This window comes from Thiomonas islandica, assembly GCF_055383445.1.
The window spans coordinates 2,182,590-2,207,968 of the sequence record NZ_AP042391.1; the positions used below are offsets into that span (position 1 = coordinate 2,182,590).

A 25,379-nucleotide genomic window follows, 5' to 3' on the forward strand; every position below is an offset into this window, starting at 1 on the left:
CTGCCGATCGCTGCTATGCGCTACCTCATCCGCACCGTCCAATGCCTCGTCCTGGGTCTGCTGCTTGCTGCGGTGGCGCAGGCCGCACCCGTGTCCATCGTCGCGGCGGAGAGCACCTATGGGGTGATTGCGCAGTCCATCGGTGGCGATCGGGTAGCGGTGGACAGCATCATCAGCAATCCGAATGTCGATCCGCACAGCTTCGAGGCCACGCCCGCTGTGGCGCGTAAGGTGGCGCGGGCGCAGATCGTGCTCCTCAACGGCCTGGGCTATGACGACTGGATGGACAAGATACTCGCCGCCAGTCCGGCGCCGAACCGGTTGGTCATCATTGCCGCGCAGCTCGATCCGTCGCGCATCCTGCCGGACAAGAACCCGCATGTGTTCTACGACCCGCAGGTGGCGCTGCGGGTGGCGCAGCGGCTGGCCGCCGCGCTGCAGCGCCTCGATCCGGCTGGAGCGGCGCTGTTTGCGCGCAATTTACAGGCGTTCGAGGCCGATCTGGCGCGCCTGACCCAGGCGCAAGCCACGCTGCGCAAGCTCCATCCGGGGCTGAAGGTCACCGCAACCGAGCCGGTGGCCGCCTATCTGCTGCGGCAGCTAGGCTGGATCAGCCTGGGCGAAAAATTGCAGTTCGACCTGATGAACGGCAGCGAACCGTCTCCGGCCGAAGTGGCGCGGTACGAGGACGATCTGCGCCAGCACAAGGTGTCGCTGCTGCTGTACAACCGGCAGGTCAGCGACCCGCTGACCAAGCGTCTTCGCGCCCTAGCCACGACGTCCGGGGTGCCGGTGGTCGGGGTCGATGAATTCGTCCCGCCGCGCACCAGCTATGTGCAGTGGCAATTGCAGACCGTGCGCGCGATCGGGCAGGCGCTGGATAAGGCCAAGTGAACCCGCAACACCACGGGGCGACGGCCCAGACAACCCAGACTGCCTGCGAATGGGCGATCGAGGCACACGGCCTGCGCTGCGTGCTCGGGCAGCGCGTGGTGCTCGGTGGCATCGACCTGCGCATCGCTGCTGGACAGTTCGTCGGGGTGTTCGGCGCCAACGGGGCGGGCAAGACCACCTTGCTGCGCGCCCTGCTCGGGCTGCAGCCGCTGCAGTCCGGCAGCCTGCGGCTGCTCGGGCGCGACGGCGTGTCGCTGCGTACCGCAGTGGGGTATGTGTCGCAGCGCGACCCGGTGGGGGCGGACAGCTTCGTGCGGGTGCGCAGCTATGTGGCCACCGCTTGGCAGGGCGAGCGTTGGGGCATCGGGCTGCGGCAGCGCGCGCAGCGGGCGCAGGCGGTGGAGGCGGCACTGCGCGCGGTGGATGCGACCGATCTTGCCGAGCGCAGCCTGGATGCACTGTCTGGTGGTCAGCGCCAGCGGGTGCGCATTGCACAGGCGCTGGTCAACCCGGTGCGCATGCTGCTGCTCGATGAGCCGCTGGCCAACCTCGACCCGCAGGCGCAGCAGCGCATCCTGCACACCGCGCGGCGCTTGTGCCGGGAGCAGGGCATCACCGTGCTGATGACCGCGCACGACATCAATCCGCTGCTGCCGCACATGGATCGGGTGCTGTATCTCGCGGCGGGCAAAGGACGACTGGGCACGGTGGACGAGGTGGTCAACGGCCCGGCGCTGACCGAACTCTACGGCCTGCCAATGGCCGTGGCGCGCGATGGCGGCTATGTGTTCATCCATCCTGCCGGCGGCTTCATGGCCGAGGCGGCGGTGCACTGCGGCCATGACCACACCCACGCCACAGACGGAGGCAGCGCATGATCCTCGGCCTCGAATACGGCTTCATGCGTCATGCGCTGCTGGCCGGTAGCGCAATTGCGGTGCTCAGCGCCGCAGTGGGCTATTTCATCACCCTGCGGCGGCAGGCATTTGCAGCGCATGCGCTGTCGCATGTGGGCTTTACCGGCGCTGCCGGGGCAATTCTGCTGGGCGTGAGTCCGTATACCGGGCTGTTTGCCTTCACCCTGGCCAGCGGAGCGCTGCTCGCGCTGGCCGGCACCCGTCTGCGCCAGCGCGACATCGGCATCGGCATGGTGCTGATGTTCGCACTCGGGCTGGGCGTGCTGTTCCTCAATCTCTACACCGCCAACGCACAGTCGGCGATGAGCATTCTGTTCGGCAGCATCGTCGGCATCACGTTTGACCAGGCCGTGCTGTCGCTCGCGGTGTGTCTCGTCGGTCTAAGCGGACTGGCGGTACTGTGGCGCCCTCTGTGCTTTGCCAGCTTCAACCCCGAGGGTGCGCAGGCGCGCGGGGTGGACACCCGCCGGGTCGATCTGCTGTTCATGCTGTTGGTGGCGGCCACGGTGGCGATTGCCGTGCCGATGATCGGCGCCTTGCTGATTTTTGCGCTGCTCATCGGCCCAGCTGCCGCGGCGCAGACCCTCAGCCGCAGCGTGGCTGGCGGCATTGGCCTGTCGGTGCTGTTCGGCCTGGGCATCACCTGGGTCGGGCTGGCTGCGGCCTATGCCATCGGCTACCCGGCCAGCACCTGGATCGCCTCGCTGAGCTTTGCGCTCTACCTGGCCGCGCAAACGTGGCGGCGGCTGCGCGAAGGCTGCGCGCGGGGGGCGTGACTGCGTTCGCTGCGCGGCGTCCTTTACGATGCAGGGTCTGTGTCGACCGCGGTAAACGCCCGTTTTGTGATGACCGAGCCAATTTCTCCACCCACTTCCCATGCTCCTGCCGCACCGGCGCGCATCATGCTGCGTGCCAAGCTGCACCGCGCCACGCTCACCGGCGCCGATCTGCATTACGAGGGCTCCTGCGGCATCGACCAGGACCTGCTCGATGCCTGCGACATCCTGCCGGGCGAACAGATCGAGATCTACAACGTGACTAACGGCGCGCGGCTGAGCACCTACGCCATCGCCGAGGCACCAGGCAGCGGCAACGTCACGCTCAACGGCTCGGCGGCACGCCATGCCGCGGTGGGCGATCTGCTGATCATTTGCACCTACGCACCGATGGACGATGCCACCGCCCGCGCCTTCCGCCCGCGCATTGCACTGCTGGACGCGCACAACCGCATTGCCCGGATGAAGTGAACCTGTCCGCGGCCAGCCGCGTCCCGGCGTCGTGCATCGGTATCCAAAGGTAAATCCCTGCATGCCGCGCAAGCGGCACAGGATCGACCGGCGCAAGCCCGTACACTCTGTGCCCATGCTCGTCCATCCCGATTTCAACCCCATCGCCCTGCAGCTTGGGCCCATCAAGGTCCATTGGTACGGCATCATGTACCTGCTGGGCTTCGTCACTTTCTGGCTGCTTGCGCAAAAGCGCCTGATGGATCAGCCTTACGCGCGGCAAGGCTGGACTTCACGCGACATCGAAGATCTGCTGTTTGCCGGAGTGTTGGGTGTGATTCTGGGCGGGCGCACCGGCTATGTGCTGTTCTACCAGCCGGGCTACTACTTTTCGCATCCCGGTCAGATCGTTGCGGTGTGGGACGGCGGCATGTCGTTTCACGGTGGGCTGATCGGGGTGATGGTCGCCGCGTATTGGTTTGCGCGCACGCGACGCTACTCCTGGCTGCAGATCATGGATTTCGTTGCACCACTGATCCCGCCCGGACTGGCGTTCGGGCGCATCGGCAATTTCATCAACGGCGAGCTGTGGGGGCGCGCCGCACCGTCCTGGTGGCCCGGGGCGATGATCTATCCCGAGTCCGGCAGCATGGTGCCGCGCTTTCCGTCCGAGCTGTACGAGATGTTTCTGGAAGGCATCTTGCTGTTCGCCGTGCTGTGGTGGCTGTCGCGCCGCGAGCGCCCGCGCGGGTTCATCGCGGGATGCTTTGCGCTGGGTTACGGGCTGGCGCGGTTCACCGCCGAGTTCTTCCGCCAGCCCGACGCATTCCTCGGTTATCTGTGGTTTCACCTCACCATGGGGCAGTTGCTGTCGATCCCGCTCATCCTGCTGGGCAGCGGCATGATCTGGTGGTCTTTGCAGCGACAAAAGCGGCTAGAGGCGCTGGGACAGTCCGCCTCCTGAGGCTCAGCCCGGCAGCGGTGCGGCTTCGGGTGGGCTGATGCGCAGCCCGAACGGCCGGGCACGCGACGCCAGCCGAAGCACGGCGTGGTCGCGGCTCAGCAGGTGGCTGGCATGCCGCGCCAGCGCAAGGTCGAGGAATATCTGGTCATCCGGGTCGGTGCAGACCAGCTGGCGCTGCGTGTGCGGTGCGGCGCAGCACTCTCCCCAGCAGGCAAAGCACGCGATCAGACGCTGGGTGGACTGCGCCGGATCATGCCGCTTGCGCAGCGCAGGATAGTGCAGCACGCGCAGCGCCTCGTCACGCATGGCGGCGCTGTAGACCCAGCGCACCGACCGGCTCTGGATGGCCTGCGCCCAGTGACCCATCCGGGGATCGTCGAACAGCACCCAGTCGAGCACGACCTGCGTGTCGAGGACACAGCAGACGGGCCGATGCTGCAGGGAAGTCATGCGAGGGAGGGGTCTGCCGGAGCCCGACCGGGGGATGATCCCTGAACCCTACTGGGACAGGTGGGCAAGGTCACTGTGCTTTGGGGACATCTGCGCGAGACGTCGCACGCACACACAGAATTTCCAAGCCCGAGGCACGAATTTATCGGTTCAGGAAATGCCGACCCGACCAAGCCCGACAGACCAAGCCATTGTATGGCGGTTCGAGCCAGGCGTGACAGTCAGAGCAATTTGCCCTCGGCGCCCAGGGCCTCGTCGAGCTTGCGGATCAGAGCCTCGATGGCCTGCGCATCTGTTTCGTGGCGCGAGGATGCGCCCGGATCTGGGGCCGTGGACGCACCGGCGGACTGTGCGGCCTGCCGCGCCTCGATCAAACTGTGCGCCAAGTTGAGCGCGGCGAGCACAGCGATGCGCTCGCGGGCGCGCACCTTACCCATGTCGCGGATCGCGCACATCTCGTTGTCCACCTCGCGCACCGCAGCGCGCAATGCGGTCTGCTCCTCGGCAGGACAGGCCAGGGTGTAAATCTGGCCCATGATGGTGACGTCCAGTGTGGTGGTGCTCATGCCTGAGAGTCGGGCGTGCCCGGGATCGAGTGGGTCTGTTCCAGCCGCAGCAGCAGATTGTCGATGCGCTGCGCGGCGTCGTTCAGGCGCTGGCGCAACTGGGTGCGCTCGGCCTCCAGCGCCTGCACACGCTCGGCCAGCAAGGCGTTGGTGCGCTGCAGCTCGGCATGCCGCAGCAACAGACGTTCGACGCGCTCGTGCAACTGCGCGATGGCGGGGGAGATCGAGCGTTCGTCCATTCCGGAGATTTTAGGGCCTGTCCAGGCGCGACCCGCGTGCGCATCGGCAAGCGTGCGCCTGCGTGGCAGGGCGTCGCCTGTAACATGCACGGCGTTGGTGCTCGCGCGGCGGTTCATGTCGCGCAGTTAAACGGGAAACAGGAAGAGCCACGCTACCGGCGGACGCTCCAGCCTGTGCTGCCCCCGCAACGGTCAGCGACCGAAGGCAAATGCCTTCCGTTCGGACACGCAATCCACTGAGCCTGCGGGCTTGGGAAGGAAGTCCAGATCGCGTCGCCAGCCCGGATACCGGCCAACGAAGGGAAGACGCGCAGCTTCGGGGTGAACCTGGCGCATCACGACAGACCACACCGCGCACCGGCATGTCGCCCGCAGCGGTGGCGTTGCGATGTGCTCATTGCCCCCATGCCGCGCGCTTCGGCCGCGCCAGCCGTGCGGGGGAACACGGCAGCGCTCCCCAATCTGGAACAACTCTCATGCCTGAGACCATCCTTGCAACCGACGCCGTGCACGCAGACGCCACGGCGCATCCGCCCTCCCGCCTCTCGCAGCGCCTTGCGCCCGTCCGCCACACTCCGTGCTGGACGCGCACCCTGCTGGCCGTTTCTACCGGACTCACCGGCCTGTCCGCCCAGGCGCAGACGCCGCCCGCTGCCGATGCGACTGCGCTGCCGCCGGTGGTGGTCTCGGCCACCGGTTATCCGCAGCCGCTCGCGCAGGCGCTGCCTAGCGTCAGCGTCATCACCCGCGAGCAGATCGAGCAAAGCGGCGCGCAGAACCTCACCACCCTGCTGCAGCAGGTGGCTGGCGTGCAGGTGACGAGCAACGGCGGTCCGGGGCAGTCCGGCAATGTGTTCGTGCGCGGTTTTGGCGGCCCGGATGTGCTGGTGCTGCTCGACGGCGTGCCGATGAACGCGCAGGACACGACCGGCGTGGCTTACCTCAACAACTTCACGACCGACCAGATCGAACGCATCGAGATCATCCGTGGCAATGTTTCCGCCATCTACGGCTCGGGCGCGATTGGTGGTGTCGTGATGATCACCACGCGGCAGGGCAGCAAAACGCCGCAGGCGTCGGTTTCCGTCACCGCTGGCAGCCGCAACACCGCCACCGTCTCGGCCAACGCCAGCGGACAGGTCGGCAACACCGCGCTGCAGGCGGGCATCAGCCGCTACACCACGCAGGGGATCAGCGCAATCAACCCGGCGCAGCGCGTCAACGCCAACCCGAACGCCAACGGCTACCGCAATACCACGATGAACGGCTCGATCGTGCAGACGCTCGTGCCGGGCCAGTCTCTGGGATTGCGCGCGTATCGCAGTGAGGGACGGGCAAGCTATGACAGCTCCGGCTCCTATGCCAGCCCGAGCGATACCAACCTGAGCAGCACGACGCAGGAGCTGTATCAGCTGTTCAGCGACAACCAGTTGAGCGCGGCCTGGCAGTCGCACCTGAGCCTGTCGCAGCAAAACACGACCAACACCTCGCAGAGCTTCAGTGCCTATCCGTATAGCGCCACCTACCGCACCCGGGTGCAGCAACTGTCATGGCGCAATGTGGTGGCACTCGCAGGCGGATGGATGGCCACAGGTGGGTTGGAGTTCCAGCGTCAGTCCATCGGTTCGATGACGAATTCCATTCCTGCCAAAGAGCGCAATGCCAAGGCTGCATTCGTCGGCCTGAACGGCTCCTTCAGCGGCAATGAACTGCAATTGAACCTGCGCCATGACGCGATCGATGGCTATTCCGGCCAGAATACCGGCTATCTGGGCTACGGTCGTGGGCTGGGCGGTGGTTTCAAGGCCATCGCCAGCTATTCGACCGCGTTCAACGCGCCTCCGCTCGGTTACCTTTACGCGCCTTATTACGGCAATCCGAACCTGAAGCCGGAAAAAGCGCATTCCATCGAGGCTGGCTTGCAATGGTCGCAGGGTGCTGACGTCGTGCGTGCCACACTGTTCCAGACCAAGGCGACCGACCAGTGGCAATACGACTTCAACACCAACACGTTCCAGAACCTCAACCGCAGCCGAACCCGCGGGCTGGAGCTCACCGCCCGTGGCGCCTGGAGCGGCTGGGCTTACGACGCCAACCTCACCTTGCAGCAGCCGGTCGACCTGACCAAGCCCGGTGAGCCGACGCTGCAGCGCCGTGCGCGCAGCCTGGCCAATCTGTCGATCAACCGCGAATTCGGCGCGGTGCTATACGGCGTCGCAGTGCATTACAGCGGTCCGCGGTGGGATACTGGCCCCAGCGGGCGCGTCACCCTCGGCAGCTATGCCACGGTCGACCTCACCGCCGGCGGCGCGATCAGCAAGGAGTGGAGCTGGAACGCGCGGGTGCAAAACCTGTTCGACAAGAACTACCAGACGGTTTACGGCTACAACCGTGAGCCGTTCGGGGTGTTTGTGGGGGTGACCTGGCGTCCGGCGCTCTGATCGACCGCGCAAGATGAGCGCCGAAGTCGCCCCTGGCACACGGCGGTGGCGCTGGGGGCTGCCGCTCGTGCTCGCCTTGGTGGTGTTGCTGGCGCTTGCGGTCGGCGACGGCGGGTGGGATGCGGTGATCATCTGGCAACTTCGCCTGCCGCGGGTGCTTGCCGGGCTGGGGGTCGGCGCGCTGCTCGCCCAGGCCGGACTGCTCATGCAGATTCTGCTGCGCAACCCGCTGGCCGATCCGTATGTGCTCGGCGCGTCCGGCGGCGCGGGGCTGGGGGCGATCTTGGCGCTGCTGCTCGGCCTGGCGCTGTGGGCGGGCAGCCTGCTCGGTGCGGCGCTTGCGCTGTTGCTGTTGCTGCTGCTGGGCCGGCGGGTGCTCGCCAGCCGGGATGACGAAGCCTCGGCGCAACTCATTCTGATCGGGGCGATGCTCGCCGCACTCGCCGGGGCGCTGTCCACGCTGTCGCTCAGCCTAGTGCCAGACCAGCAGCTTCGCGGCGCGATGTTCTGGCTGGTCGGCAATCTCTCCGGCGCGAACCACGGCGCGGTGCTTTGCGCGCTGGCCACGCTGCTTGCGGCATGGATGCGGTGGCGGCAGCGGCGCTACGACCGGCTGATGCTCGGCAGCGAGATGGCCTGGCTGCTCGGAGAGCCGGTGGCGCGCGCGCGGATCGAACTCGTGCTGCTTGCCGCGCTGTCCACGGGGGCCTCGGTCGCGGTGGCCGGGGCGGTGGGCTTCGTCGGCCTCGTTGTCCCGCAGGCGCTGCGGCGGCTGGGGCTGCAGCGCCTGCGCGATCTGGCGTGGGCGGTGCCGCTCACCGGAGCCGGGCTGGTGGTCGCCGCCGACACGCTGGCGCGCAGCGTGGCGATGCCGTACGAACTTCCGGTGGGCGCGGTGACCGCGCTGGTGGGCGCGCCGGTGTTCATTCTGATGCTGCGGCGCGGATCATGAGCGTGCGGGCATGGCTGCAGGTCGATAGGCTGGATGTCGTGGCAGCGCCGCAACTGCCGGCGCTCGCCCGCGGGGTGTCGCTGTGCTTGAGTCCGGGTGATCGTCTCGGGCTGATCGGTCGCAACGGCGCTGGAAAATCCACGCTGCTGCGGCAGATCGCCGGTCTGTTGCCGCTGGCCGGGGCCGGGGCGCAGGTACTGCTCAACGGGCAGAACCTACGCACCCTCGGTGCGGAACGACTGGCGGCGCTGCGCGCACTGATGCCGTCTCAACCACGCGACCGTTTCAACCTTTCCACCCTGGCGCTGCTCGAACTGGCGCAACCCCGAGCGGACGCTGGGTCGGCGCGCGAGGCCCTGGAACGGCTGGACGCCTGGGCGCTGCGCGATCGCGACGTCCTGGCGCTGTCGGCGGGCGAACGACAACGGGTGGCCCTGGCGCAGGCACTGGTGCAGCACTGCCCACTGCTGCTGCTCGATGAGCCTGTGGCGTTTCAAGATCCCGGTCACCAGCGCCTGGTGGGTGCCGTGCTCGAGACGCTCTCGGACCGCATCGTGGTGTTCTGCGCGCACGATGTGAACTGGGTGGCCCGACACGCCACACATGTGCTCGGGCTCGGCATGGCGGGCGACGGGCCGGGATGGTTTTGTGCTCAGGTCGAGGCTGCACTGACACCGCAGCGGCTTCAGGCGCTGTACGGCTGCCAATGGGACAGCCTGCGCGGCGCAGGCGGGCAGCGCGCCTGGATCGCGGTCTAGGGCCTGCGCTGCGGGAGGGCGGTAGGCCGCCGGATGGTTGATACTTACGCCATGACCGATTCCGTTCTCCCACCCAAGCCACCTGCCGTGGCGATCGCTGCCCTGCCCAAGGCCAGCCGCTGGCGTAGGTTGAAGACCGGCCTGGGCAAGGCTGCGAGGCTGACGGTCAGGAATGGCAGAGAACTCGGGCCATCTTTGCTGACCGCGGCACTGGCACTGGTCAGCGCGGCACTGCAGATCAGCTCGCATTTCGCCAGCCTGCGGCAGGCCGTGCTGGCCATCCTGCGGCAGGGCGCAGGCGGTATTTCCAGGCTGGCCGATCTGGCGGCGTTTCCGCATGTGATCATCGGTGCCGGGCTCATTCTCATGATTCCCGGGCTGCTGCTGCGCGCGCGGGTGGCCTGGGTGCTGAGCGTGCTGCTGGGTCTGCTGTCGGCCGGGCTGGCGTACTGGGCGGCGCGCCAGATCGACCCCGCGGTGATTTTCTCCGCGGCGCTGCTGCTTGCGCTGTTGGTGTATGCCCGCCACTTCAGCCGCAGCAGTCTTGCCGCCAGTTCCCTGTTTGCGCTGCTCGGCGTGGGTAGCCTGCTGATCTACGGCGTGTTGGGCAGTCTGTGGTTCGGCGCGGACTACAACCCGCCGATCACCAACCTGCCTACGGCTTTCTACTACACCATCGAGACCATGTCCACAGTGGGTTACGGCGACATCATTCCGCGCAACACGCAGGGGCGCATGTTCACGGTATCGATGATCGTTCTGGGTATTTCGGTGTTTGCCACCACCCTGTCGGTGGTGATCGGCCCGCTGGTAGGCGGCAGCCTCAAGCGCGCCTTGGAGGGCAAGATGCAAAAGCAGCAACGCAGGAACCATTATGTGATCATCGGCGCATCGAGTCTGGCGTATGCAATGTGGAAGGAGCTCACTAGCCGCGGCGCCACGGTCACTGTGATTGCGCCCCTCGGGCATGCCTCTGCGTACCCCCCGGATGCCGATGTCATCACTGCCGATGCCACGCGCAGTGAAGTGCTGGAGCAGGCCGGCGTGCCGCAGGCCAAGGCGGTGCTGACCCTGCGCGAAGACGATGCCGAAAACGCGTTTGCCGTGCTTGCGGTCAAGGAGCTAGCGCCGGGGGTAAAGACCATCGCCGGGGTCAACGATGTGCGGCATGTAAACAAGATCCGGCGGGTGCAGCCCGATGTGCTGTTCGCGCCGCAGCTGCTGGGCAGTCAGCTTCTGGCGCGCGATCTGTTCGATGAACCGATCGACAACCAAACCGTGCACGAGCTGCTGTTCCTACGGCACTGACCCTGGCGTATCTGGCGGCCGCGCGGCCCAAGCCGCCAGACTTACGGGGAAGGGTGTCGATGGATCGGCATGCGCACCGTCTTCATCTACAAGGGTTGGGCTGACGGTCTCCAGAGTTGCCGCAGGTTTTGCCGCTTGACGGTCGATCAATGCGTTTGACATGATGCAAATCAAGTCCATGCGGCGTTGCAGCAAGCACACTGCATGCGTCCATTCGCCAATCCGGAGGTTGCCATGAACCCGACCGAGCGCCTGCAGCTCTGCAGAAAACCGAGCTTGAATCGACTCTGCTGTTGAGTCAGAGCGCAATGGTCCTGACCAAGCAGACGTCGAGGCGATACAACAGGCGCAGCAGCAGACCTCCAGAATGATCGGCGATCCGGTGCAGAACCTGTCGACGGCTGCGCGAAAAAATCCCGCACGACCGCGTGCACCGGTGCGCAAGCGCGGCGATTGAATCCCCCATCCGAAGCGGAGCATGCCATGACAGCCAGTTCCATGCGCGAGCGTCTTCAGGACATCGAATCGTTGCTGTCCGCGCTGGGCAAGAGCCATCCGAATGAAGTCCAGGCCTTCATGAATTTCATGGGCAAGGCCGAGGCCGGGCCGGCGCTTTCGAGCAAACAGAAGGAACTGGTCAATGTCGCGCTGTCGGTTGCCGCACAGTGCGAGTGGTGCATCGCGTTTCATGTCAAGCAGGCAGCGCAGGCCGGGGCGAAACGCGACGAGTTGATCGAGGCCGGTTTTCTCGCGGTGCTGATGCACGGCGGCCCGGCGATGATGTACATGACGCCCTTGCTCAAGGCACTCGATGAGTTTGGCATGTCCGCCGGCGCATAGGCCCAGCAGGCCGTTGAAAAACGTCGCGAGGATGGCCAGATGCAAGGCGCACGGCGCGCAGCGACCGAGACATATCAAATAGATAGGCGAGGGAGCGAGCACCGTGCAACGCCGCAGATGGCCCACCGCAGTAGTTTTTCAACGGCTTGCTAGGGGATGAGGATGAAACAGGCGCCGCTGTCACCCGAAAAAATGCAGGAGTTCGAGGAGTTCATCTGGCGGGCCATGGGGCGTCTCGACGACAACGCGTCGCGCGACCTGCTCGATCCCAACAGCGAAATCGGCAAGCTCGCTCGCGCCTATTACGAAGAGCTCGCCGAGGGCAAGCCCTGGGATGAGATGGTCGATTACCTCACCCCGGTCGGCAGCGACGCCCTGCCGGAACATCTGCCGGACAGTCCACCGATCAAACCCGACCTCGATCTCGAACACTGACATGACCAAGGACAGCGCACAGCAAGCCTCGGCGGCGCACTCCCACCGGGGCTACGGTAAGAGACTCAGAGCCTTGCAGATCGAGCTGGTGAAGTTCCAGAAGCATTTGATCGCGCACGGTGAGCGCATTCTGATCATCTTCGAAGGACGCGACAGCGCGGGAAAAGACGGCGCGATCAAGCGCATCACCCAACACCTCTCACCCCGCGAGACCCGAGTGGTGGCGCTGGGCAAGCCGTCGACCCGCGATGAATCGGAGTGGTATTTCCAGCGCTACGTGCCGCATCTGCCTGCGGCGGCCGAGTTCGTGCTGTTCAATCGCAGCTGGTACAACCGCGCCGGGGTAGAGCGGGTGATGGGGTTTTGCACTACCGAGCAGTACGAGGAATTCATGGAAACCGTGCCGGTGTTCGAGCAGATGCTGGTGCGCTCAGGAATGCGACTGTTCAAGTACTACCTGGACATCGACAAGACCGAGCAGAAGCGCCGCCTGAAGGCCCGGCTGACCGATCCGCTCAAGCAGTGGAAGATGAGTCCGATCGACGCCGTGGCGCAGAAGCACTGGAACGACTACAGCGTCGCGCGTAATGCCATGTTCGCTCGCACCCACACCCTGGCGGCGCCGTGGACCATCGTGCGCGCAAACGACAAGAAGCTGGCGCGCCTGAATCTCATCATGGATCTGCTGACCCGGCTCGACTACCACGACAAGAATCACAACGTGCTCGTGCCCGACCCCGATCTGGTGTTCAACTACACCCAGGACGCCGTGACACAGGGGCGCGTGGCGCCCTGAGGGAACCCGAGTATGGCCAGGCCTGTCCCTTCTGCGCCGGTGGTGGCCCAGGTCCATCCCGATCATGCGCAGATCGTTGCGCTGCTCGACGGTGCGCCGATGCGCCTACAGCACTATCTGGCTTGGGCGCTGTCCAGTGGCGGCACGCTGATTGACGGAATTTCGGTGTTCATGCTGGGCATCGCCATTCCGCTGCTCACACAGGACGTGCGGTTGTCGCCGCTGCAGACCGGATTGCTCGGCGCGGCGTTGGTGGCCGGGGCCATCGTTGGTGCGATGCTGGGCGGGCGACTGGCCGACCGCATCGGTCGCAAGTCTGTCTTTTTACTCGACATGGCGCTGCTGGCCGCAGCCGCAGGGTTCAGCGCGCTGACCTGGAATGCCTGGTGGCTGATCGCAGCACAGTTTGTCGTCGGCATCGGCGTGGGCATGGACTTTCCGGTCAGCGGCAGCTATGTGGCCGAGTGCATGCCGCACCGCAGGCGCAGTGAGATGATGGTGGCGACGATCGCATGCCAGTCGGTCGGCCTGGTGGTGGCCGCGCTGCTGGCGTCGGCCCTGATGCATCTGCAGGCCGAACCGTCGGTGTGGCGCTGGTTCTTTGCGATGGAAATGTTCACTGCGATGCTGTTTCTGGTCGGACGCTTGAACCTGCCGGAAAGTCCGCGCTGGCTGATGGGGCAGGGTCGCAACCGCGAGGCGGTGCACATGCTCGAGCGCTTCGTCCCCTCCGACCGACGCCTGCTCGAACGCATGGCCTCGCGTCTGGGCAATACTGTGCACTATGTCGCCCGCGTGCCGCAGACCGCCCGCCCGCCGGGCTACGCGGTACTGTTCCAGTCGGAATACCTGCGCAGCACCCTGCTGAGCACTGTGCCCTGGTTTCTGATGGACATCGCCACCTACGGCGTGGGCCTGTTCACCGCCGTGCTGCTGGCCGAGATGCACTTCACTGGCCACGACCTGCCGCTGGTGCAGCAGGTGGCGGTACTGGCACGCGGCACCGGGCTGATCGACGTGTTCCTGCTGCTGGGCTTTGCGTTCGGTCTGTGGACGGTCAGTCGCTTTGGGCGCATCCGCATGCAACTGATCGGCTTTGCCGGCATGGCGATGGGCATGGGGCTGCTGTGGCTGAGCACCGCGCTGCCCGGCGCGGCTGCGGCGCATGTGCCGCTGGTGTTCGCCGGCTTCGTGGTGTTCAACCTGTTCATGAACATGGGGCCAAACAGCACCACCTACATCCTGCCCACCGAGCTGTATCCCACCCAGCTGCGCGCCACCGGCGCGGGCTTTGCCGCGGCGGTGGCCAAGGTCGGCGCGACACTCGGGGTGTTTGCCCTGCCGCTGGTGAAGGCGGCGCTCGGCGTGCACGCGGTACTGGCGCTGATGGTGTTAATCAGCCTGCTCGGCCTGCTCGCCACCTGGGCGTTCAGCATGTACGGCCACGGCCTCACGCTGGAGCAGCACCAGACCCAACCACTGCCCACGCGCCGCGCACAGGCCACACTGCTGACGACGCAGCCTGGGAGATCTACATGAATCAGCCTGTTTCTTTGCTCGCGCGACCAACACCTGCCCGGGCTCTTTTCCACGTCGGTGCCTTGTGGACGCCGGCAATTCATCGTTGATATTCAACTGGGAGGTTCATCATGTCACACCGTCATGCCATCGTCTGGATCGATCATTCGCAAGCACGGGTGTTGTTCGTCGATACCGAGGATGTCGAAAAATCCATCATCCTGCCCAAGGAGCATCCGCATCTGCACATCATGAGCCGCACCATCGGCAGCGGCAAGGCGCCGGAGGATCAGCACTTTTACCACGCCGTGGCCGAGGCGCTCGCCTCGGTACCGGAGATCCTGATCACCGGGCCGGGACAGGCCAAGCTGGCGCTATTCAAGCATCTGCAGCGCCACGACCCCGCGGTGGCCGAGCATGTGCTGGGCATCGAATCGGCCGACCATCCGACCGATGGCCAATTGGTCGCGCATGCCCGCCACTACTTCAAGGTCAAGGATCGGATGCTCGGCATTTGAACTGTCTGGCTCATCCCGCCTCTACCCGCGATTTTCTCCACGCTGTTGACCGACAAAAATCTCAGTTCCCATCGATGCCAGCCGAACCGCGCAGCCGTCCGGCCCGGGCATTGCGGTCCGCAGGCGATGCGTGTGCGACATCTGTCGTCGGCTGCCGAGTAGCTGCTCCGACATTGTGCGGGACGATTTTTGACTGGGCCGGTTTCGAATCCCGGAAAACAAAAACGCCCGCGATCGCGGGCGTTTTGCAGAGGTGGGCTGACATCAGTCCAGAGCGGATCACTCGGTGATTTTGGCCTTGGCGCGCAGTTCGTTCTGGTATTTGTTGATTTCCTCGCGCTGCAGTTCGGCCTGAATCTGCGGTTTGAGCTGCTCCAGCGCGGGCGGCTTGGCCGGGCGAGTGGCGTCGAGCTTGATGATGTGCCAGCCGAACTGGCTCTGCACCGGGGTCTGGGTGTACTGGCCAGGTTTGAGCGCTTCTAGGGCCTTGGCGAAGGGCGGCACGTAGTTGGCCGGAGACGACCAGCCCAGATCGCCACCATTGGCTGCGCTGCCAGTGTCCTTGGAGTATTTCTTGGCGAGATCGGAGAACTTGGCACCCTTCTTGAGCTGGGCGATGATATCCAGCGCTTCTTTTTCGCTCGGCACCAGGATGTGCTGGGCCTTGTACTCGGTGGTGCCGAAGGACTTGGCGAACTCGTCGTACTTGGCCTTGATCTGCGCTTCGGTGATCGGATGCTTTTGGAGGTAGGCGTTGAACAGGGCGCGGATCAGGATGTTCTGGCGCGAGAAACGGATTTCGTCCTGCACGGTGGGGTCTTTTTCCAGACCGAGCTTGTCCGCCTCCTGCACCAGGACCTCGCGATTGATCAGCTCGTTCTTGACCATGTCCTTGAGCTGGGGCGTCACCGGCTGGCCTTGCTGCTTGGCCATGTTGGCTGCAACCGTGTCCGCCAGCGATTGGGGGATGGGTTTGCCGTTCACCGTGGCGATGTTTTGTGCCCAGGCGGGAGCGACCAGTGCGCTGCTCAACGCGGCGATGGCCAGAATGCGGGAGTGTTTCAGCATGGAATCGTCCAAAGGGGAGGGGAATACATGGCCAGGCGGGGTGCAGTCAGTCGTTTGGACCGGCTGGCGCGGGTGTGTCTTCGGGAGCCTGGCACTCGAGCACCAGTGCATGGATGTCACGGTGCATCATCGAAGCCAGAGCATCATACACGAGGCGATGACGGGCCAGACGGGACAGTCCGGCAAAGCGCGCGCTGACAATGCGCACGCGGAAATGGCTGCCGTCAGGGTCGAAACCGCCGTGACCGGCGTGGGCGGCCGAGTCGTCGCCGATCTCGAGCCGGTCCGGCTGCAGCGCGGATTGCAGCAGGGCGCGGATGCGATCGACCCGGCGCGGCGGCTGCTGCGCTTCAGGCGTTTTCATCGAACTTCATATGCCGCGACAGCAGCAGCGACTGCCCGATCACGAAGGCCAGGGTGAGGATCAGGCTGCCGAACAGTTTGAAATCCACCCACAGGTCGGTCGAGAAGTTATAGGCGATGGTGATGTTGAGCACGCCCATGAGTGCAAAGAACGCAACCCATGACCAGTTCACCCTGTTCCAGATCGCTTCGGGCAGTTGCATCTGCTTGCCCATCAGGGCACGCATCAGGTTCTTGCCCTGCAGCAGTTGCGCGCCGGCCAGGACCGCGGCGAATAGCCAGTACAGCACGGTGGGCTTCCACTTGATGAAGGTGTCGTTGTGAAAGAGCAGGGTGGCGCCGCCGAACACCACCACCACCCCCAGGCTCATCCACAGCATCGGCTCGACCTTGCGGTGCTTGAACCACACCCAGCCGATCTGTGCGAACGTGGCCGCGATCGTCACGGCGGTGGCGGCGTAGATACCCGCCAGCTTGAACACGACGAAAAACAGGATGATGGGGAAAAAATCGAACAGGAGTTTCAAGGTGTTTGCGCTGTGAAAAAGACGGATCCGCCACTGATGGGATCGGGCGCGGGAACAAAAATTCCCAGAATGCAGATTGTTTCACGTCCGCGCACAGTGATGATTGGCTGGAGCGAGTGAAGTTCCAGGTGCCCCATGTCGCATCAAGCGTCGGAGATGGCTTCTAGCAACTCACTCTCGATGGCATTTTGAACCCGGGCATCTCCCAGGCCGGGACCGCAGATCACGAAGGTGTCCTCCACGCGCTCGCCCAGGGTGGTGACCTTTGCCAACTGCAGGTCGATGCGGTGGCGCGCGAGCACCTGTGCGATGCCGTAGAGCAGGCCGGCGCGGTCGTGCGCGGTGATGCTGAGGATCCAGCGCTGACCACGCTCGTCGGGGCGCAGCCCCACCCGCGGGCTGACTGGAAAATTGCGCACACGGCGTGACAGACGCCCGGGGCGGGGCGCCGGCAACGGGGCTGTGCTGCGCAGCGCGGTGCGCAACGAGGTCTCGATCAGGCTGATCATCGCCCGGTCGTGCACCCGGGTGTGCGGCGAGATCACCACAAAGCTGTCGAGCGCCCAGCCATTGCTGGTGGTGTGGATCTTGGCGTCCAGGATGCTGAAATTCTGGCTGTCGAAATAACCGCAGATGCGCACGAACAGATCGGGCTGATCCGGCGCATACACCAGCACCTCCAGCCCCTCGCCCTCGGGGGCCAGCCGGGCGCTGACTACGGGCGTGTCACTGCAAACACGGGCATAGAGCTTGCGCGTGTGCCAGGCGATGTCCTGCGGCTCGTTGCGCAGGAAATACGCCATGTCCAGCGTATCCCACAGCGGTGTTTGCGCGCCCTCGGGCAGTGCGTAAAGGTTGAGGATGCGCAACGCTTCGCGCTGGCGCAGCTGGAGTTCGGCCTGCGGCTGCGGTGTTTGCCCGCCCAGCGCGCGCAGGGTGGTGCGGTAGAGGGTTTCCAGCAGCCGGCCCTTCCACGCGTTCCAGACCTTGGGGCTGGTGCCGCGGATGTCGGCCACGGTGAGCAGGTACAGCGCGACGAGATGGCGCTCGTCCCCGACGCGCCTGGCGAATGCTGCAATCACCTCCGGGTCGCTCAGGTCCTCTTTCTGCGCCACGCGCGACATCTGCAGATGCTCGCGCACCAGAAACACGGCCAGTTCGGTATGAACGGCACTGACCCCGTGCGCCTTGCAGAACCGGCGGACCTCGACCGCACCGAGCTCGGAATGATCGCCCCCGCGCCCCTTGGCGATGTCGTGAAACAGCGCAGCCAGGATGAGCACCCACGGCGGGTCGAAATTGGCCGCTAGTTGCGAGCACAGCGGGTATTCATGCGCATGTTCGGGCATGAAAAAGCGGCGCACGTTGCGCACCACCATCAGGATGTGCTGGTCGACCGTGTAGACATGGAACAGGTCGTGCTGCATCTGGCCGACGATGCGGCGAAACACCCACAGATAGCGGCCGAGCACACTGGTGCGGTTCATCAGCCGTAGCGCATGCACGATGCCCTGCGGTGCCTGCAGGATGCGCATGAACTGCGCGCGGCTGCGAGGGTCGTGACGAAACGCGCTGTCCATACGGCTGCGCGCCAGGTGGATGGCCCGTAGCGCGCCGGCCGACAATCCCCGGGCGCCGGGAGTGCGCTGGTACGCGGCGAAGATTTCCAGCAGCGCCCAGGGTTCGCGCTGAAACAGGCCGGGATCGACCGGCTCGATCATGCCGTCGCGCAGCGCGTAGCGGCCGTCTTCCACGCCGTCGATGCCCACCAGCGGCTGCGCCTGCGCGACCGACTGCGGCCACAGTCGCCCTTCGATGTCGAGCAGCACGATCTGATTGATCTGCTCGATCGCCTTGGCCGCCCAGTAGTAGCGCTGCATCAGCAACTCGCCCGCGCGCTTGGTTGGCGTGGCGTTGAATCCCAGCAACCGGGCCACGGCGGACTGCAGGTCGAACACCAAGCGGTCCTCACGACGCTGGGCCAGAGCGTGCAGATGCGCGCGGATGCGCTTGATCACGGTTTCATTGCGCTGGATCTGCCGCACCGTGCTGGCCGCGATGATGCCGCTGGCGGCCAGTTCCTTCCAGCTACGACCAAAGCCAGCGGCCTGTGCAACCCACAGCAGCACCTGCAGATCGCGCAGCCCGCCGGGGCTTTCCTTGCAATTGGGCTCGAGGGCATAGGGCGTGTCCTCGAACTTGATGTGGCGTTGCTGCTGCTCGCGCATTTTGGCCTGAAAAAACGCGCGCGGGTCGAGATGTGCCATGAACTGCGCCTGCATACGCTGCGCAAGCAGCCGGTCGCCGCACAGAAACCGCGACTCCAACAGCGCGGTCTGCACCGTGATGTCCTTTTCGGCCTCGACCAGACAGGACTCGGGCGTGCGTACACTGGCGCCGATTTCCAGGCCGATGTCCCAGCACGCAGTGATGAAGCGCTCGGCGGCGGCGTCGGTGGCGGTGTCGTTGCCCTGGGGCTGCGGCAGCAACAGCAGCAGATCGATGTCCGAGTGGGGAAACAGTTCGCCGCGGCCATAGCCGCCCACGGCCATCAGCGCAGCGTTGGGCGGAAGGCCGCTGGTCATCCACAGCGCCTGCAGGGTGCGGTCGGCCAGCCGGGTCAGGCCGTGCAGCAGTGGAGTCACTCGCCTGGGATGGTGGGAAAAGGCATCGAGCAGGCCAGCGCGCCCTTCCAGCCAGCCCCGGCGAATCGTCTCCAGGGCCGGGGCGAGCGCCTTGCCGTTGGCGGATGTGGCATCGACAGACGGCATGAGGACGAGGAGAAAAGGCGGTTTGCGCGGCTGCGCGCAGCGGCTGCTGCTAGGCGGCGGCCCTGGCGCGCTGTACGAAGTCGGGCGGCGCCTGACAGCCTGCGGAGGTGGTCAGCACCTCGAATCCGGTGTCGGTCACCAGCACCGTGTGCTCCCACTGGGCGGACAGCGATCGGTCCTTGGTGACGATGGTCCAGCCGTCGGGCATTTCGCGAATGTCGCGTCGCCCGGCGTTGATCATCGGCTCGATGGTGAAGGTCATGCCGGGGCGCAGTTCCTCGCCGGTGCCGGCCTTGCCATAGTGCAAGACCTGCGGGTCTTCGTGGAAGTTGCGGCCGATGCCATGCCCGCAGAATTCGCGCACCACGCTGTAGCCCGCACTTTCGGCAAAGGTCTGGATGACATGACCGATGTCGCCTAGCCGCGCGCCGGGTCGCACCAGGGCGATGCCGTGCCACATCGCCTCGAAGGTGATGTCCACCAGTCGCTGCACATGCTTGGGCACGGTGCCGACGCAGAACATGCGGCTGCAATCGCCATGGAAGCCATCCTTGATCACGGTGACGTCGATATTGACCACATCCCCGTTCTTGAGCGGCTTGTCATTCGGGATGCCATGGCAGATGACATTGTTGACCGAGGTGCAGATCGAGGCGGGGTAGGGCGTGTAGCCCGGCGGCGCATAGTTCAGTGGCGCGGGAATGGCCTGCTGCACCTGGGTGATGTAGTCGTACGCCAGCTTGTCCAGCGCCTTGGTGGTGACGCCGGGCTGGACATGCGGGGTGAGGTAATCGAGCAATTCGGAAGCCAGCCGCCCGGCCACGCGCATTTTGTCGATTTCTTCAGGAGTTTTGATGGTGATGCTCATGGCGCGAATTATCACACCGCGCCCCGCGAGCGTGCCCGCGCCGGTGCGGAACCACTGCACCGAAAGAGGCCGGGGATGCGGTTTCTATAATTTGCTGGCTGTTTCCCCCTCGACTCCCTCCTTCCGCCCGGTTACCCGGGTTAGCGCATGCACATCCTCGTATTCGAAGGCGCCAGCGCCTTGTCCGCATTCCGCCAGGACGCGCTGATGGCGCGGTTGCGTTCGTCGCTTCCGGATCTTGCCTGGCGTGTGCGCCGCATCCATGCTCGGTTCCTCCACGCCGTGGCACTCGACGCCGCGCCCGACGCCGCATTGCGCGACAGGTTGGACGCCCTGCTGCGCTATGGCGACCCCTACACCGGGCCGGCCGGCGACCAGACGCTGTTCGTGATGCCGCGGCTGGGCACGATCTCGCCGTGGGCGTCCAAGGCCACCGACATCGCCCGACTATGCGGCGCGCCGGTGCACCGCGTTGAACGCGCGGTGCAATACTTGATCGAGATTGAGCGCAGCCTGCTGCGGCCGGCCAGCCCGCTGCACGCGGACGAACTGCACCAGCTCGCCGCCCTGCTGCACGACCGCATGACCGAGAGCGTAGCGCTTCGAAAAGACGATCTGCAGCGCCTGTTTGACGAACTGCCGCCGCAGCCGCTGCAGCATGTCGATGTGCTGTCGGGCAGCGCGGACGACGGGCGCGCCGCGCTGTTGCGCGCCAATATGGAGCAGGGGCTGGCGCTGTCGGACGATGAGATCAGCTACCTGCTCGACGCGTATCGCAAGCTTGGCCGAAACCCGACCGATGTCGAGCTGATGATGTTCGCGCAGGCCAACAGCGAACATTGCCGCCACAAGATTTTCAACGCGCGTTTCACCATCGACGGGCAGGAACAGCCGCATACCCTGTTCCAGATGATCCGCAACACCCACGCCTGCGCGCCGCAGGGCACGGTGGTGGCATATGCCGACAACGCCTCGGTGATCGAAGGTGGTGTGGTACAGGTGTGGCAGCCCGATCCGCAGACGCACCGCTACCGGGCCGAACAGGCGCTGCGTCATGTGCTGATGAAAGTGGAAACGCACAACCACCCCACGGCGATCTCGCCGTTTCCCGGTGCGGCCACAGGGGCCGGCGGCGAAATCCGCGACGAAGGTGCTACGGGCCGCGGCTCGCGTCCCAAGGCCGGTCTGACCGGGTTTTCGGTATCCAGTCTGCGGCTGCCCGGCGCCGAGGAGCCCTGGGAGGTTGCCACGGCAGACCTCGGCAGGCCCGGTCACATCGCCAGCCCGCTGCAGATCATGCTCGACGGCCCGCTGGGCGGCGCCGCGTTCAACAACGAATTCGGTCGGCCCAATCTGGCGGGGTATTTCCGCGTGTTCGAGCAGGCGGTCGGAGGCCGGGTGTGGGGCTATCACAAACCCATCATGCTCGCCGGTGGGCTGGGGTCGATCGACGCCCGCCTGACCCACAAGCTGCCATTTCCCGCCGGCACGCTGCTGGTGCAACTGGGCGGGCCCGGCATGCGCATCGGCCTTGGGGGCGGCGCGGCGTCCAGCCTGGCTACCGGCAGCAACGCCGCGCATCTGGACTTCGACTCGGTGCAGCGCGGCAATCCGGAAATCCAGCGCCGCGCGCAGGAGGTCATCAACGCCTGCTGCGCGCTGGGCGAGGCCAATCCCATCCTGTCGATCCACGACGTGGGTGCAGGCGGGCTGTCCAACGCCTTTCCGGAACTGGTCGAAGGTGCCGGGCGCGGCGGAGTGTTCCAGCTGCGCGACATACCGCTCGAAGAAACCGGCATGAGCCCGCGTGAAATCTGGAGCAACGAAAGCCAGGAACGCTATGTGCTGGCCATCGCGCCGGAGCAGCGCGAGACCTTCGCCGCGCTTTGCGCTCGCGAGCGCTGCCCTTTCGCCGTGGTCGGTGTGGCCACAGCGGAGCAGACCCTGATCGTCGAGGATGCGCTGCACGCCGATCAGCCCGACCAGGCGCGCCCGGTCGATCTGCCGCTCGAGGTTCTTCTAGGCAAACCGCCGCGGCTGCACCGTCAGGCGCAGCGGCAGTTGCCGCAGGGTGAACCGCTCGATCTCGGCGCGGTCGACCTGGCGCAGGCCTGCGAGGCTGTGCTGCGCCACCCCACGGTGGCGAGCAAGCGCTTTCTGATCACCATCGGCGACCGCACGGTCGGCGGCCTGAGCCACCGCGATCCGATGGTCGGCCCGTGGCAGGTGCCGGTGGCCGACTGCGCGGTCACCCTGGCCGACTACGCCGGCTACCGCGGCGAGGCGATGAGCGTGGCCGAGCGCGCGCCGGTGGCCGTGCTGCATCCCGCCGCTTCGGGGCGTCTGGCGGTCTGCGAAGCGGTGCTGAACCTGCTGGCCGCGCCGGTGCGGCAGCTCAGCGATATCAAGCTGTCGTGCAACTGGATGGCCGCCGCTGGCCAGCCGGGGCAGGATGCAGCGCTGTATGACACGGTGCACGCCATCGGCATGGAACTGTGCCCGGCGCTTGGCATCTCGGTGCCGGTGGGCAAGGATTCGCTGTCGATGCACACCCGCTGGGAGCAGGGCGGACAGACCCGCAGCGTGACCGCGCCGGTGTCGCTGGTGGTCTCGGCGTTCGCCACACTGCCCGATGTGCGCGGCACGCTCACGCCGCAACTGCGTACCGATGCGCCTAGCAGCCTGATCCTGGTCGATCTCGGTCAGGGCAAGAAACGCATGGGCGCGAGCATCCTGGCGCAGACCTTGGGGACGATTGGCGACGATGCGCCCGACCTGGATAGCCCCGATCTGCTCAAGCACTTTGCCGCGGCGCTGACCGCGCTGCGCGGCGCCGGTCTAGTGTGGGCGTACCACGACCGCTCCGACGGCGGGCTGTGGGCCACGGTGTGCGAAATGGCTTTCGCCGGACATTGCGGCGTCAGCCTCAACGTCGATCTGCTCACCCTCGATGGCGGCGCGGCCGACGACTGGGGCGACGCCAAGGACTGGGCCAAGCAGGTCGGCCCCCGGCGCAACGCGCAGACCCTGCGCGCCCTGTTCAACGAGGAACCGGGTGTGGTGCTCCAGGTGTCGGCCTCTGCGCGTGATGCTGTGCTGCAAGTCCTGCGCCAGCACGGCCTGTCCGCGCACAGCCATGTCATCGGCACGGTCAACGACCGCGATGTCATCGACATCTGGCGCGACACCCAGTGCGTCTACACCGCCCCGCGCGCGCAGCTGCAGCAGACCTGGGACAGCGTGTCCTGGCACATCGCCATGCTGCGCGACAACTCCGAGTGCGCACAGGCCGAGCATGACGCCCTGCTGGATACGGCCGATCCGGGCTTGCATCTGCACCTGAGCTTCGATCCGCAGCAGGACATCGCCGCACCGTGGATCGCCACCGGCGCGCGACCGCAAGTCGCCATTCTGCGCGAGCAGGGCGTCAACTCGCAGCTGGAAATGGCCTACGCCATGTACCGCGCCGGCTTCGACCCGGTGGATGTGCACATGAGCGACCTGATGGTCGGCCGCGCGCAGCTTGCCGACTTCCGCGGCGTGGTCGCCTGCGGCGGTTTCAGCTACGGCGACGTGCTCGGCGCGGGCGAGGGCTGGGCGCGCTCCATCCTGTTCAACCCAGAGCTGGCCGACCAGTTCGCCCGGTTCTTCTCCCGGCCCGACACTTTCGCGCTGGGGGTGTGCAACGGCTGCCAGATGCTTGCCGCACTGGCGCCGATGATTCCCGGCGCCCGAGCCTGGCCGCGTTTCACCCGCAACCTCTCCGAGCAGTTCGAGGCACGTCTGTCGCTTGTGGAAGTCACTGACTCGCCGTCGATCTTTTTCCAGGGCATGGCCGGCAGCCGCGCCCCGATCGCCGTGGCGCATGGCGAAGGCCGGGCCGACTTTTCGCAGCAGGGCGACCCGCAGCGGCTGCAGGTGGCGATGCGCTTTGTCGATCATCACGGCAAGCCTACCGAGCGCTATCCGTTCAACCCCAACGGCAGCCCGGGTGGCATCACGGCGGTCACCACCCCGGACGGCCGCTTCACCGCGCTGATGCCGCATCCCGAGCGCGTGTTCCGCAGTGTGCAGATGAGCTGGACCGCACCGGGGCAGGGCGAGGACAGCCCGTGGATGCGCATGTTCCGCAACGCGCGGGTCTGGTGTGGCTGAGCCGTCACAGCGGTTTGACTCCGCTGCTGCTGGGCCGCCGCGAGGTGGCGGCAGCCTCGCGGAGCAGGGCGAGCAGGGCCCAAGCACGGGCGCTACCCGCTACGGCGGCGTTGACACCCTGCGCGGGCTGGCGATCGTGTGGATGATGGCGTTTCACTTTAGCTTCGACCTGAACTGGTTCGGCTTCATCCATACCGACTTCTACACCAATCCGCTCTGGCTGGATCAGCGCATCGCCATCGTCAGCCTGTTCCTGTTCACAGCAGGGCTGACGCAGACCTTCACCGATGTCAGCGGTCGCCCGACTCGACATTTCTGGAAGCGCTGGGCGCAGATCGTCGGCGCCTCCCTGCTGGTCACCGCTGGCAGCTACGCCGCGTTTCCGCACAGCTTCATCTACTTCGGCATCCTGCACGGCATCGCGGCAATGCTGCTGCTGCACCGCTTGGTGTTTCGCCACGCCCGCGCCTGGGTGCTGCTGTTTGCGCCCATCACCATCGTCGCGCCGCAGCTCTGGGGCCATGCGTTCTTCAACCCGCCATGGTGGAACTGGACAGGATTGATTACCCAAAAACCCATCACAGAGGACTATGTGCCGCTGCTGCCGTGGATCGGGGTGCTGTGGATTGGCGCGGGTGTGGGCTGGCTGCTGGCGCGGGTGCAGTTTCGGCCTTTGCGGCATCTGCCCGCGGTCCGGCCACTGTCCTTTCTCGGGCGCTGGCCGTTGACCATTTATCTGCTGCACCAGCCAGTCTTCGTCGGCCTGGTGTGGCTAGCAGCGCACCTGCGAGGCGGCTAAGCAAAG

Annotated in this window: 24 protein-coding genes and 1 riboswitch; of the genes, 16 read left to right on the forward strand and 8 right to left on the reverse strand. The window is 65.7% G+C overall.

All coding sequences use genetic code 11. The features are described from left to right. Positions 1 to 15 precede the first annotated feature (15 nt). From ACZ47F_RS10740 to lgt, 5 genes are all read left to right on the forward strand, one after another. Entirely contained in the window at positions 16 to 894 is an 879-nt protein-coding gene (locus ACZ47F_RS10740) for a metal ABC transporter solute-binding protein, Zn/Mn family (RefSeq protein WP_464924706.1), read from the forward strand. Continuing rightward, a complete protein-coding gene (locus ACZ47F_RS10745) occupies positions 891 to 1,772 on the forward strand; it encodes a metal ABC transporter ATP-binding protein (RefSeq protein WP_464924707.1) in 882 nt (293 codons plus the stop codon). Before ACZ47F_RS10740 ends, ACZ47F_RS10745 begins: the two co-directional genes overlap by 4 nt. Then, positions 1,769 to 2,587, forward strand: coding sequence for a metal ABC transporter permease (locus tag ACZ47F_RS10750; RefSeq protein ID WP_464924708.1), 819 nt, complete (start codon positions 1,769 to 1,771; stop codon positions 2,585 to 2,587). The genes ACZ47F_RS10745 and ACZ47F_RS10750 overlap by 4 nt, the downstream gene beginning before the upstream one ends. A gap of 126 nt (positions 2,588 to 2,713) precedes the next feature. Then, positions 2,714 to 3,058 carry an aspartate 1-decarboxylase gene (gene panD / locus ACZ47F_RS10755; RefSeq protein WP_464924709.1) on the forward strand — a complete coding sequence of 115 codons (345 nt, stop codon included), beginning with the start codon at positions 2,714 to 2,716 and terminating at the stop codon, positions 3,056 to 3,058. Between the two features lie 115 nt (positions 3,059 to 3,173). After that, entirely contained in the window at positions 3,174 to 4,001 is an 828-nt protein-coding gene (lgt, locus tag ACZ47F_RS10760; protein ID WP_464924710.1) for a prolipoprotein diacylglyceryl transferase, read from the forward strand. A 3-nt stretch (positions 4,002 to 4,004) separates the two neighbouring features. On the opposite strand, the gene ACZ47F_RS10765 is transcribed toward lgt, so the two are convergent. The 3 genes from ACZ47F_RS10765 to ACZ47F_RS10775 all read right to left on the reverse strand — a co-directional run bounded on the left by ACZ47F_RS10765 (position 4,005) and on the right by ACZ47F_RS10775 (position 5,256). Further along, entirely contained in the window at positions 4,005 to 4,451 is a 447-nt protein-coding gene (locus ACZ47F_RS10765; RefSeq protein ID WP_464924711.1) for a putative toxin-antitoxin system toxin component, PIN family, read from the reverse strand. A gap of 221 nt (positions 4,452 to 4,672) precedes the next feature. After that, a complete protein-coding gene (locus ACZ47F_RS10770; RefSeq protein ID WP_464924712.1) occupies positions 4,673 to 5,017 on the reverse strand; it encodes a cell division protein ZapA in 345 nt (114 codons plus the stop codon). Continuing rightward, on the reverse strand, positions 5,014 to 5,256 hold the full coding sequence (locus tag ACZ47F_RS10775) for a hypothetical protein (protein WP_464924713.1): 243 nt from the start codon (positions 5,254 to 5,256) through the stop codon (positions 5,014 to 5,016). The genes ACZ47F_RS10770 and ACZ47F_RS10775 overlap by 4 nt, the downstream gene beginning before the upstream one ends. Positions 5,257 to 5,334: 78 nt before the next feature. Next, a riboswitch (cobalamin riboswitch) is annotated at positions 5,335 to 5,567 on the forward strand. 165 nt (positions 5,568 to 5,732) lie between these two features. Here ACZ47F_RS10775 and ACZ47F_RS10780 point away from each other — a divergent pair. From ACZ47F_RS10780 to ACZ47F_RS10820, 9 genes are all read left to right on the forward strand, one after another. Continuing rightward, the gene (locus ACZ47F_RS10780) at positions 5,733 to 7,697 is read left to right on the forward strand and encodes a TonB-dependent receptor domain-containing protein (RefSeq protein WP_464924714.1); all 1,965 of its coding nucleotides are present in this window, start codon (positions 5,733 to 5,735) and stop codon (positions 7,695 to 7,697) included. Between the two features lie 13 nt (positions 7,698 to 7,710). Next, complete coding sequence (locus ACZ47F_RS10785) at positions 7,711 to 8,649, forward strand: FecCD family ABC transporter permease (RefSeq protein ID WP_464924715.1); 939 nt, start codon at positions 7,711 to 7,713, stop codon at positions 8,647 to 8,649. Next, positions 8,646 to 9,407 carry an ABC transporter ATP-binding protein gene (locus ACZ47F_RS10790; protein WP_464924716.1) on the forward strand — a complete coding sequence of 254 codons (762 nt, stop codon included), beginning with the start codon at positions 8,646 to 8,648 and terminating at the stop codon, positions 9,405 to 9,407. The genes ACZ47F_RS10785 and ACZ47F_RS10790 overlap by 4 nt, the downstream gene beginning before the upstream one ends. Before the next feature lie 51 nt (positions 9,408 to 9,458). After that, positions 9,459 to 10,715 (forward strand): voltage-gated potassium channel protein, encoded by a 1,257-nt coding sequence (gene kch, locus ACZ47F_RS10795; RefSeq protein WP_464924717.1) that lies wholly within the window; start codon positions 9,459 to 9,461, stop codon positions 10,713 to 10,715. 483 nt (positions 10,716 to 11,198) lie between these two features. After that, entirely contained in the window at positions 11,199 to 11,555 is a 357-nt protein-coding gene (locus ACZ47F_RS10800) for a carboxymuconolactone decarboxylase family protein (protein WP_464924718.1), read from the forward strand. Between the two features lie 162 nt (positions 11,556 to 11,717). Beyond that, positions 11,718 to 11,990 carry a hypothetical protein gene (locus tag ACZ47F_RS10805; RefSeq protein WP_464924719.1) on the forward strand — a complete coding sequence of 91 codons (273 nt, stop codon included), beginning with the start codon at positions 11,718 to 11,720 and terminating at the stop codon, positions 11,988 to 11,990. A gap of 1 nt (position 11,991) precedes the next feature. Then, positions 11,992 to 12,786: a polyphosphate kinase 2 gene (gene ppk2, locus ACZ47F_RS10810; RefSeq protein ID WP_464924720.1), complete on the forward strand. Its 795-nt coding sequence runs from the start codon at positions 11,992 to 11,994 to the stop codon at positions 12,784 to 12,786. A 12-nt stretch (positions 12,787 to 12,798) separates the two neighbouring features. Further along, positions 12,799 to 14,325, forward strand: a complete 1,527-nt coding sequence (locus tag ACZ47F_RS10815; protein ID WP_464924721.1) for an MFS transporter — start codon at positions 12,799 to 12,801, stop codon at positions 14,323 to 14,325. 110 nt (positions 14,326 to 14,435) lie between these two features. Continuing rightward, on the forward strand, positions 14,436 to 14,822 hold the full coding sequence (locus tag ACZ47F_RS10820; protein ID WP_464924722.1) for a translational machinery protein: 387 nt from the start codon (positions 14,436 to 14,438) through the stop codon (positions 14,820 to 14,822). A gap of 279 nt (positions 14,823 to 15,101) precedes the next feature. On the opposite strand, the gene ACZ47F_RS10825 is transcribed toward ACZ47F_RS10820, so the two are convergent. The 5 genes from ACZ47F_RS10825 to map form a co-directional block, all read right to left on the reverse strand. After that, positions 15,102 to 15,890, reverse strand: coding sequence for a peptidylprolyl isomerase (locus tag ACZ47F_RS10825; protein WP_464924723.1), 789 nt, complete (start codon positions 15,888 to 15,890; stop codon positions 15,102 to 15,104). Between the two features lie 46 nt (positions 15,891 to 15,936). Then, a complete protein-coding gene (locus ACZ47F_RS10830) occupies positions 15,937 to 16,254 on the reverse strand; it encodes a BolA family protein (protein WP_464924724.1) in 318 nt (105 codons plus the stop codon). Next, positions 16,241 to 16,780 carry a septation protein A gene (locus ACZ47F_RS10835; RefSeq protein ID WP_464924725.1) on the reverse strand — a complete coding sequence of 180 codons (540 nt, stop codon included), beginning with the start codon at positions 16,778 to 16,780 and terminating at the stop codon, positions 16,241 to 16,243. Before ACZ47F_RS10835 ends, ACZ47F_RS10830 begins: the two co-directional genes overlap by 14 nt. Positions 16,781 to 16,923: 143 nt before the next feature. Further along, positions 16,924 to 19,551 (reverse strand): [protein-PII] uridylyltransferase, encoded by a 2,628-nt coding sequence (locus ACZ47F_RS10840; RefSeq protein WP_464924726.1) that lies wholly within the window; start codon positions 19,549 to 19,551, stop codon positions 16,924 to 16,926. A 49-nt stretch (positions 19,552 to 19,600) separates the two neighbouring features. Further along, positions 19,601 to 20,419 (reverse strand): type I methionyl aminopeptidase, encoded by an 819-nt coding sequence (gene map / locus ACZ47F_RS10845; RefSeq protein ID WP_464924727.1) that lies wholly within the window; start codon positions 20,417 to 20,419, stop codon positions 19,601 to 19,603. 147 nt (positions 20,420 to 20,566) lie between these two features. On the opposite strand from map, the gene purL reads away from it, so the two are divergent. Together purL and ACZ47F_RS10855 are read left to right on the forward strand one after the other, a co-directional pair. After that, positions 20,567 to 24,574, forward strand: coding sequence for a phosphoribosylformylglycinamidine synthase (purL, locus tag ACZ47F_RS10850; RefSeq protein WP_464924728.1), 4,008 nt, complete (start codon positions 20,567 to 20,569; stop codon positions 24,572 to 24,574). Then, a complete protein-coding gene (locus ACZ47F_RS10855) occupies positions 24,567 to 25,373 on the forward strand; it encodes an acetyltransferase domain-containing protein (protein ID WP_464924729.1) in 807 nt (268 codons plus the stop codon). The genes purL and ACZ47F_RS10855 overlap by 8 nt, the downstream gene beginning before the upstream one ends. Positions 25,374 to 25,379: the final 6 nt, after the last annotated feature.

What these genes read in the sequence shown, in the direction of transcription:
- purL (WP_464924728.1), top strand. Translation starts at nt 20,567, where the DNA reads ATGCACATCCTCGTATTCGAAGGCGCCAGCGCCTTGTCCGCATTCCGC.
- ACZ47F_RS10840 (WP_464924726.1), bottom strand. Translation starts at nt 19,551, where the DNA reads ATGCCGTCTGTCGATGCCACATCCGCCAACGGCAAGGCGCTCGCCCCG.
- kch (WP_464924717.1), top strand. Translation starts at nt 9,459, where the DNA reads ATGACCGATTCCGTTCTCCCACCCAAGCCACCTGCCGTGGCGATCGCT.
- ppk2 (WP_464924720.1), top strand. Translation starts at nt 11,992, where the DNA reads ATGACCAAGGACAGCGCACAGCAAGCCTCGGCGGCGCACTCCCACCGG.
- ACZ47F_RS10785 (WP_464924715.1), top strand. Translation starts at nt 7,711, where the DNA reads ATGAGCGCCGAAGTCGCCCCTGGCACACGGCGGTGGCGCTGGGGGCTG.
- ACZ47F_RS10770 (WP_464924712.1), bottom strand. Translation starts at nt 5,017, where the DNA reads ATGAGCACCACCACACTGGACGTCACCATCATGGGCCAGATTTACACC.
- ACZ47F_RS10740 (WP_464924706.1), top strand. Translation starts at nt 16, where the DNA reads ATGCGCTACCTCATCCGCACCGTCCAATGCCTCGTCCTGGGTCTGCTG.
- ACZ47F_RS10800 (WP_464924718.1), top strand. Translation starts at nt 11,199, where the DNA reads ATGACAGCCAGTTCCATGCGCGAGCGTCTTCAGGACATCGAATCGTTG.
- ACZ47F_RS10780 (WP_464924714.1), top strand. Translation starts at nt 5,733, where the DNA reads ATGCCTGAGACCATCCTTGCAACCGACGCCGTGCACGCAGACGCCACG.
- ACZ47F_RS10825 (WP_464924723.1), bottom strand. Translation starts at nt 15,890, where the DNA reads ATGCTGAAACACTCCCGCATTCTGGCCATCGCCGCGTTGAGCAGCGCA.
- ACZ47F_RS10815 (WP_464924721.1), top strand. Translation starts at nt 12,799, where the DNA reads ATGGCCAGGCCTGTCCCTTCTGCGCCGGTGGTGGCCCAGGTCCATCCC.
- ACZ47F_RS10750 (WP_464924708.1), top strand. Translation starts at nt 1,769, where the DNA reads ATGATCCTCGGCCTCGAATACGGCTTCATGCGTCATGCGCTGCTGGCC.
- ACZ47F_RS10775 (WP_464924713.1), bottom strand. Translation starts at nt 5,256, where the DNA reads ATGGACGAACGCTCGATCTCCCCCGCCATCGCGCAGTTGCACGAGCGC.
- ACZ47F_RS10830 (WP_464924724.1), bottom strand. Translation starts at nt 16,254, where the DNA reads ATGAAAACGCCTGAAGCGCAGCAGCCGCCGCGCCGGGTCGATCGCATC.
- ACZ47F_RS10765 (WP_464924711.1), bottom strand. Translation starts at nt 4,451, where the DNA reads ATGACTTCCCTGCAGCATCGGCCCGTCTGCTGTGTCCTCGACACGCAG.
- ACZ47F_RS10820 (WP_464924722.1), top strand. Translation starts at nt 14,436, where the DNA reads ATGTCACACCGTCATGCCATCGTCTGGATCGATCATTCGCAAGCACGG.
- lgt (WP_464924710.1), top strand. Translation starts at nt 3,174, where the DNA reads ATGCTCGTCCATCCCGATTTCAACCCCATCGCCCTGCAGCTTGGGCCC.
- ACZ47F_RS10805 (WP_464924719.1), top strand. Translation starts at nt 11,718, where the DNA reads ATGAAACAGGCGCCGCTGTCACCCGAAAAAATGCAGGAGTTCGAGGAG.
- ACZ47F_RS10790 (WP_464924716.1), top strand. Translation starts at nt 8,646, where the DNA reads ATGAGCGTGCGGGCATGGCTGCAGGTCGATAGGCTGGATGTCGTGGCA.
- panD (WP_464924709.1), top strand. Translation starts at nt 2,714, where the DNA reads ATGCTGCGTGCCAAGCTGCACCGCGCCACGCTCACCGGCGCCGATCTG.
- map (WP_464924727.1), bottom strand. Translation starts at nt 20,419, where the DNA reads ATGAGCATCACCATCAAAACTCCTGAAGAAATCGACAAAATGCGCGTG.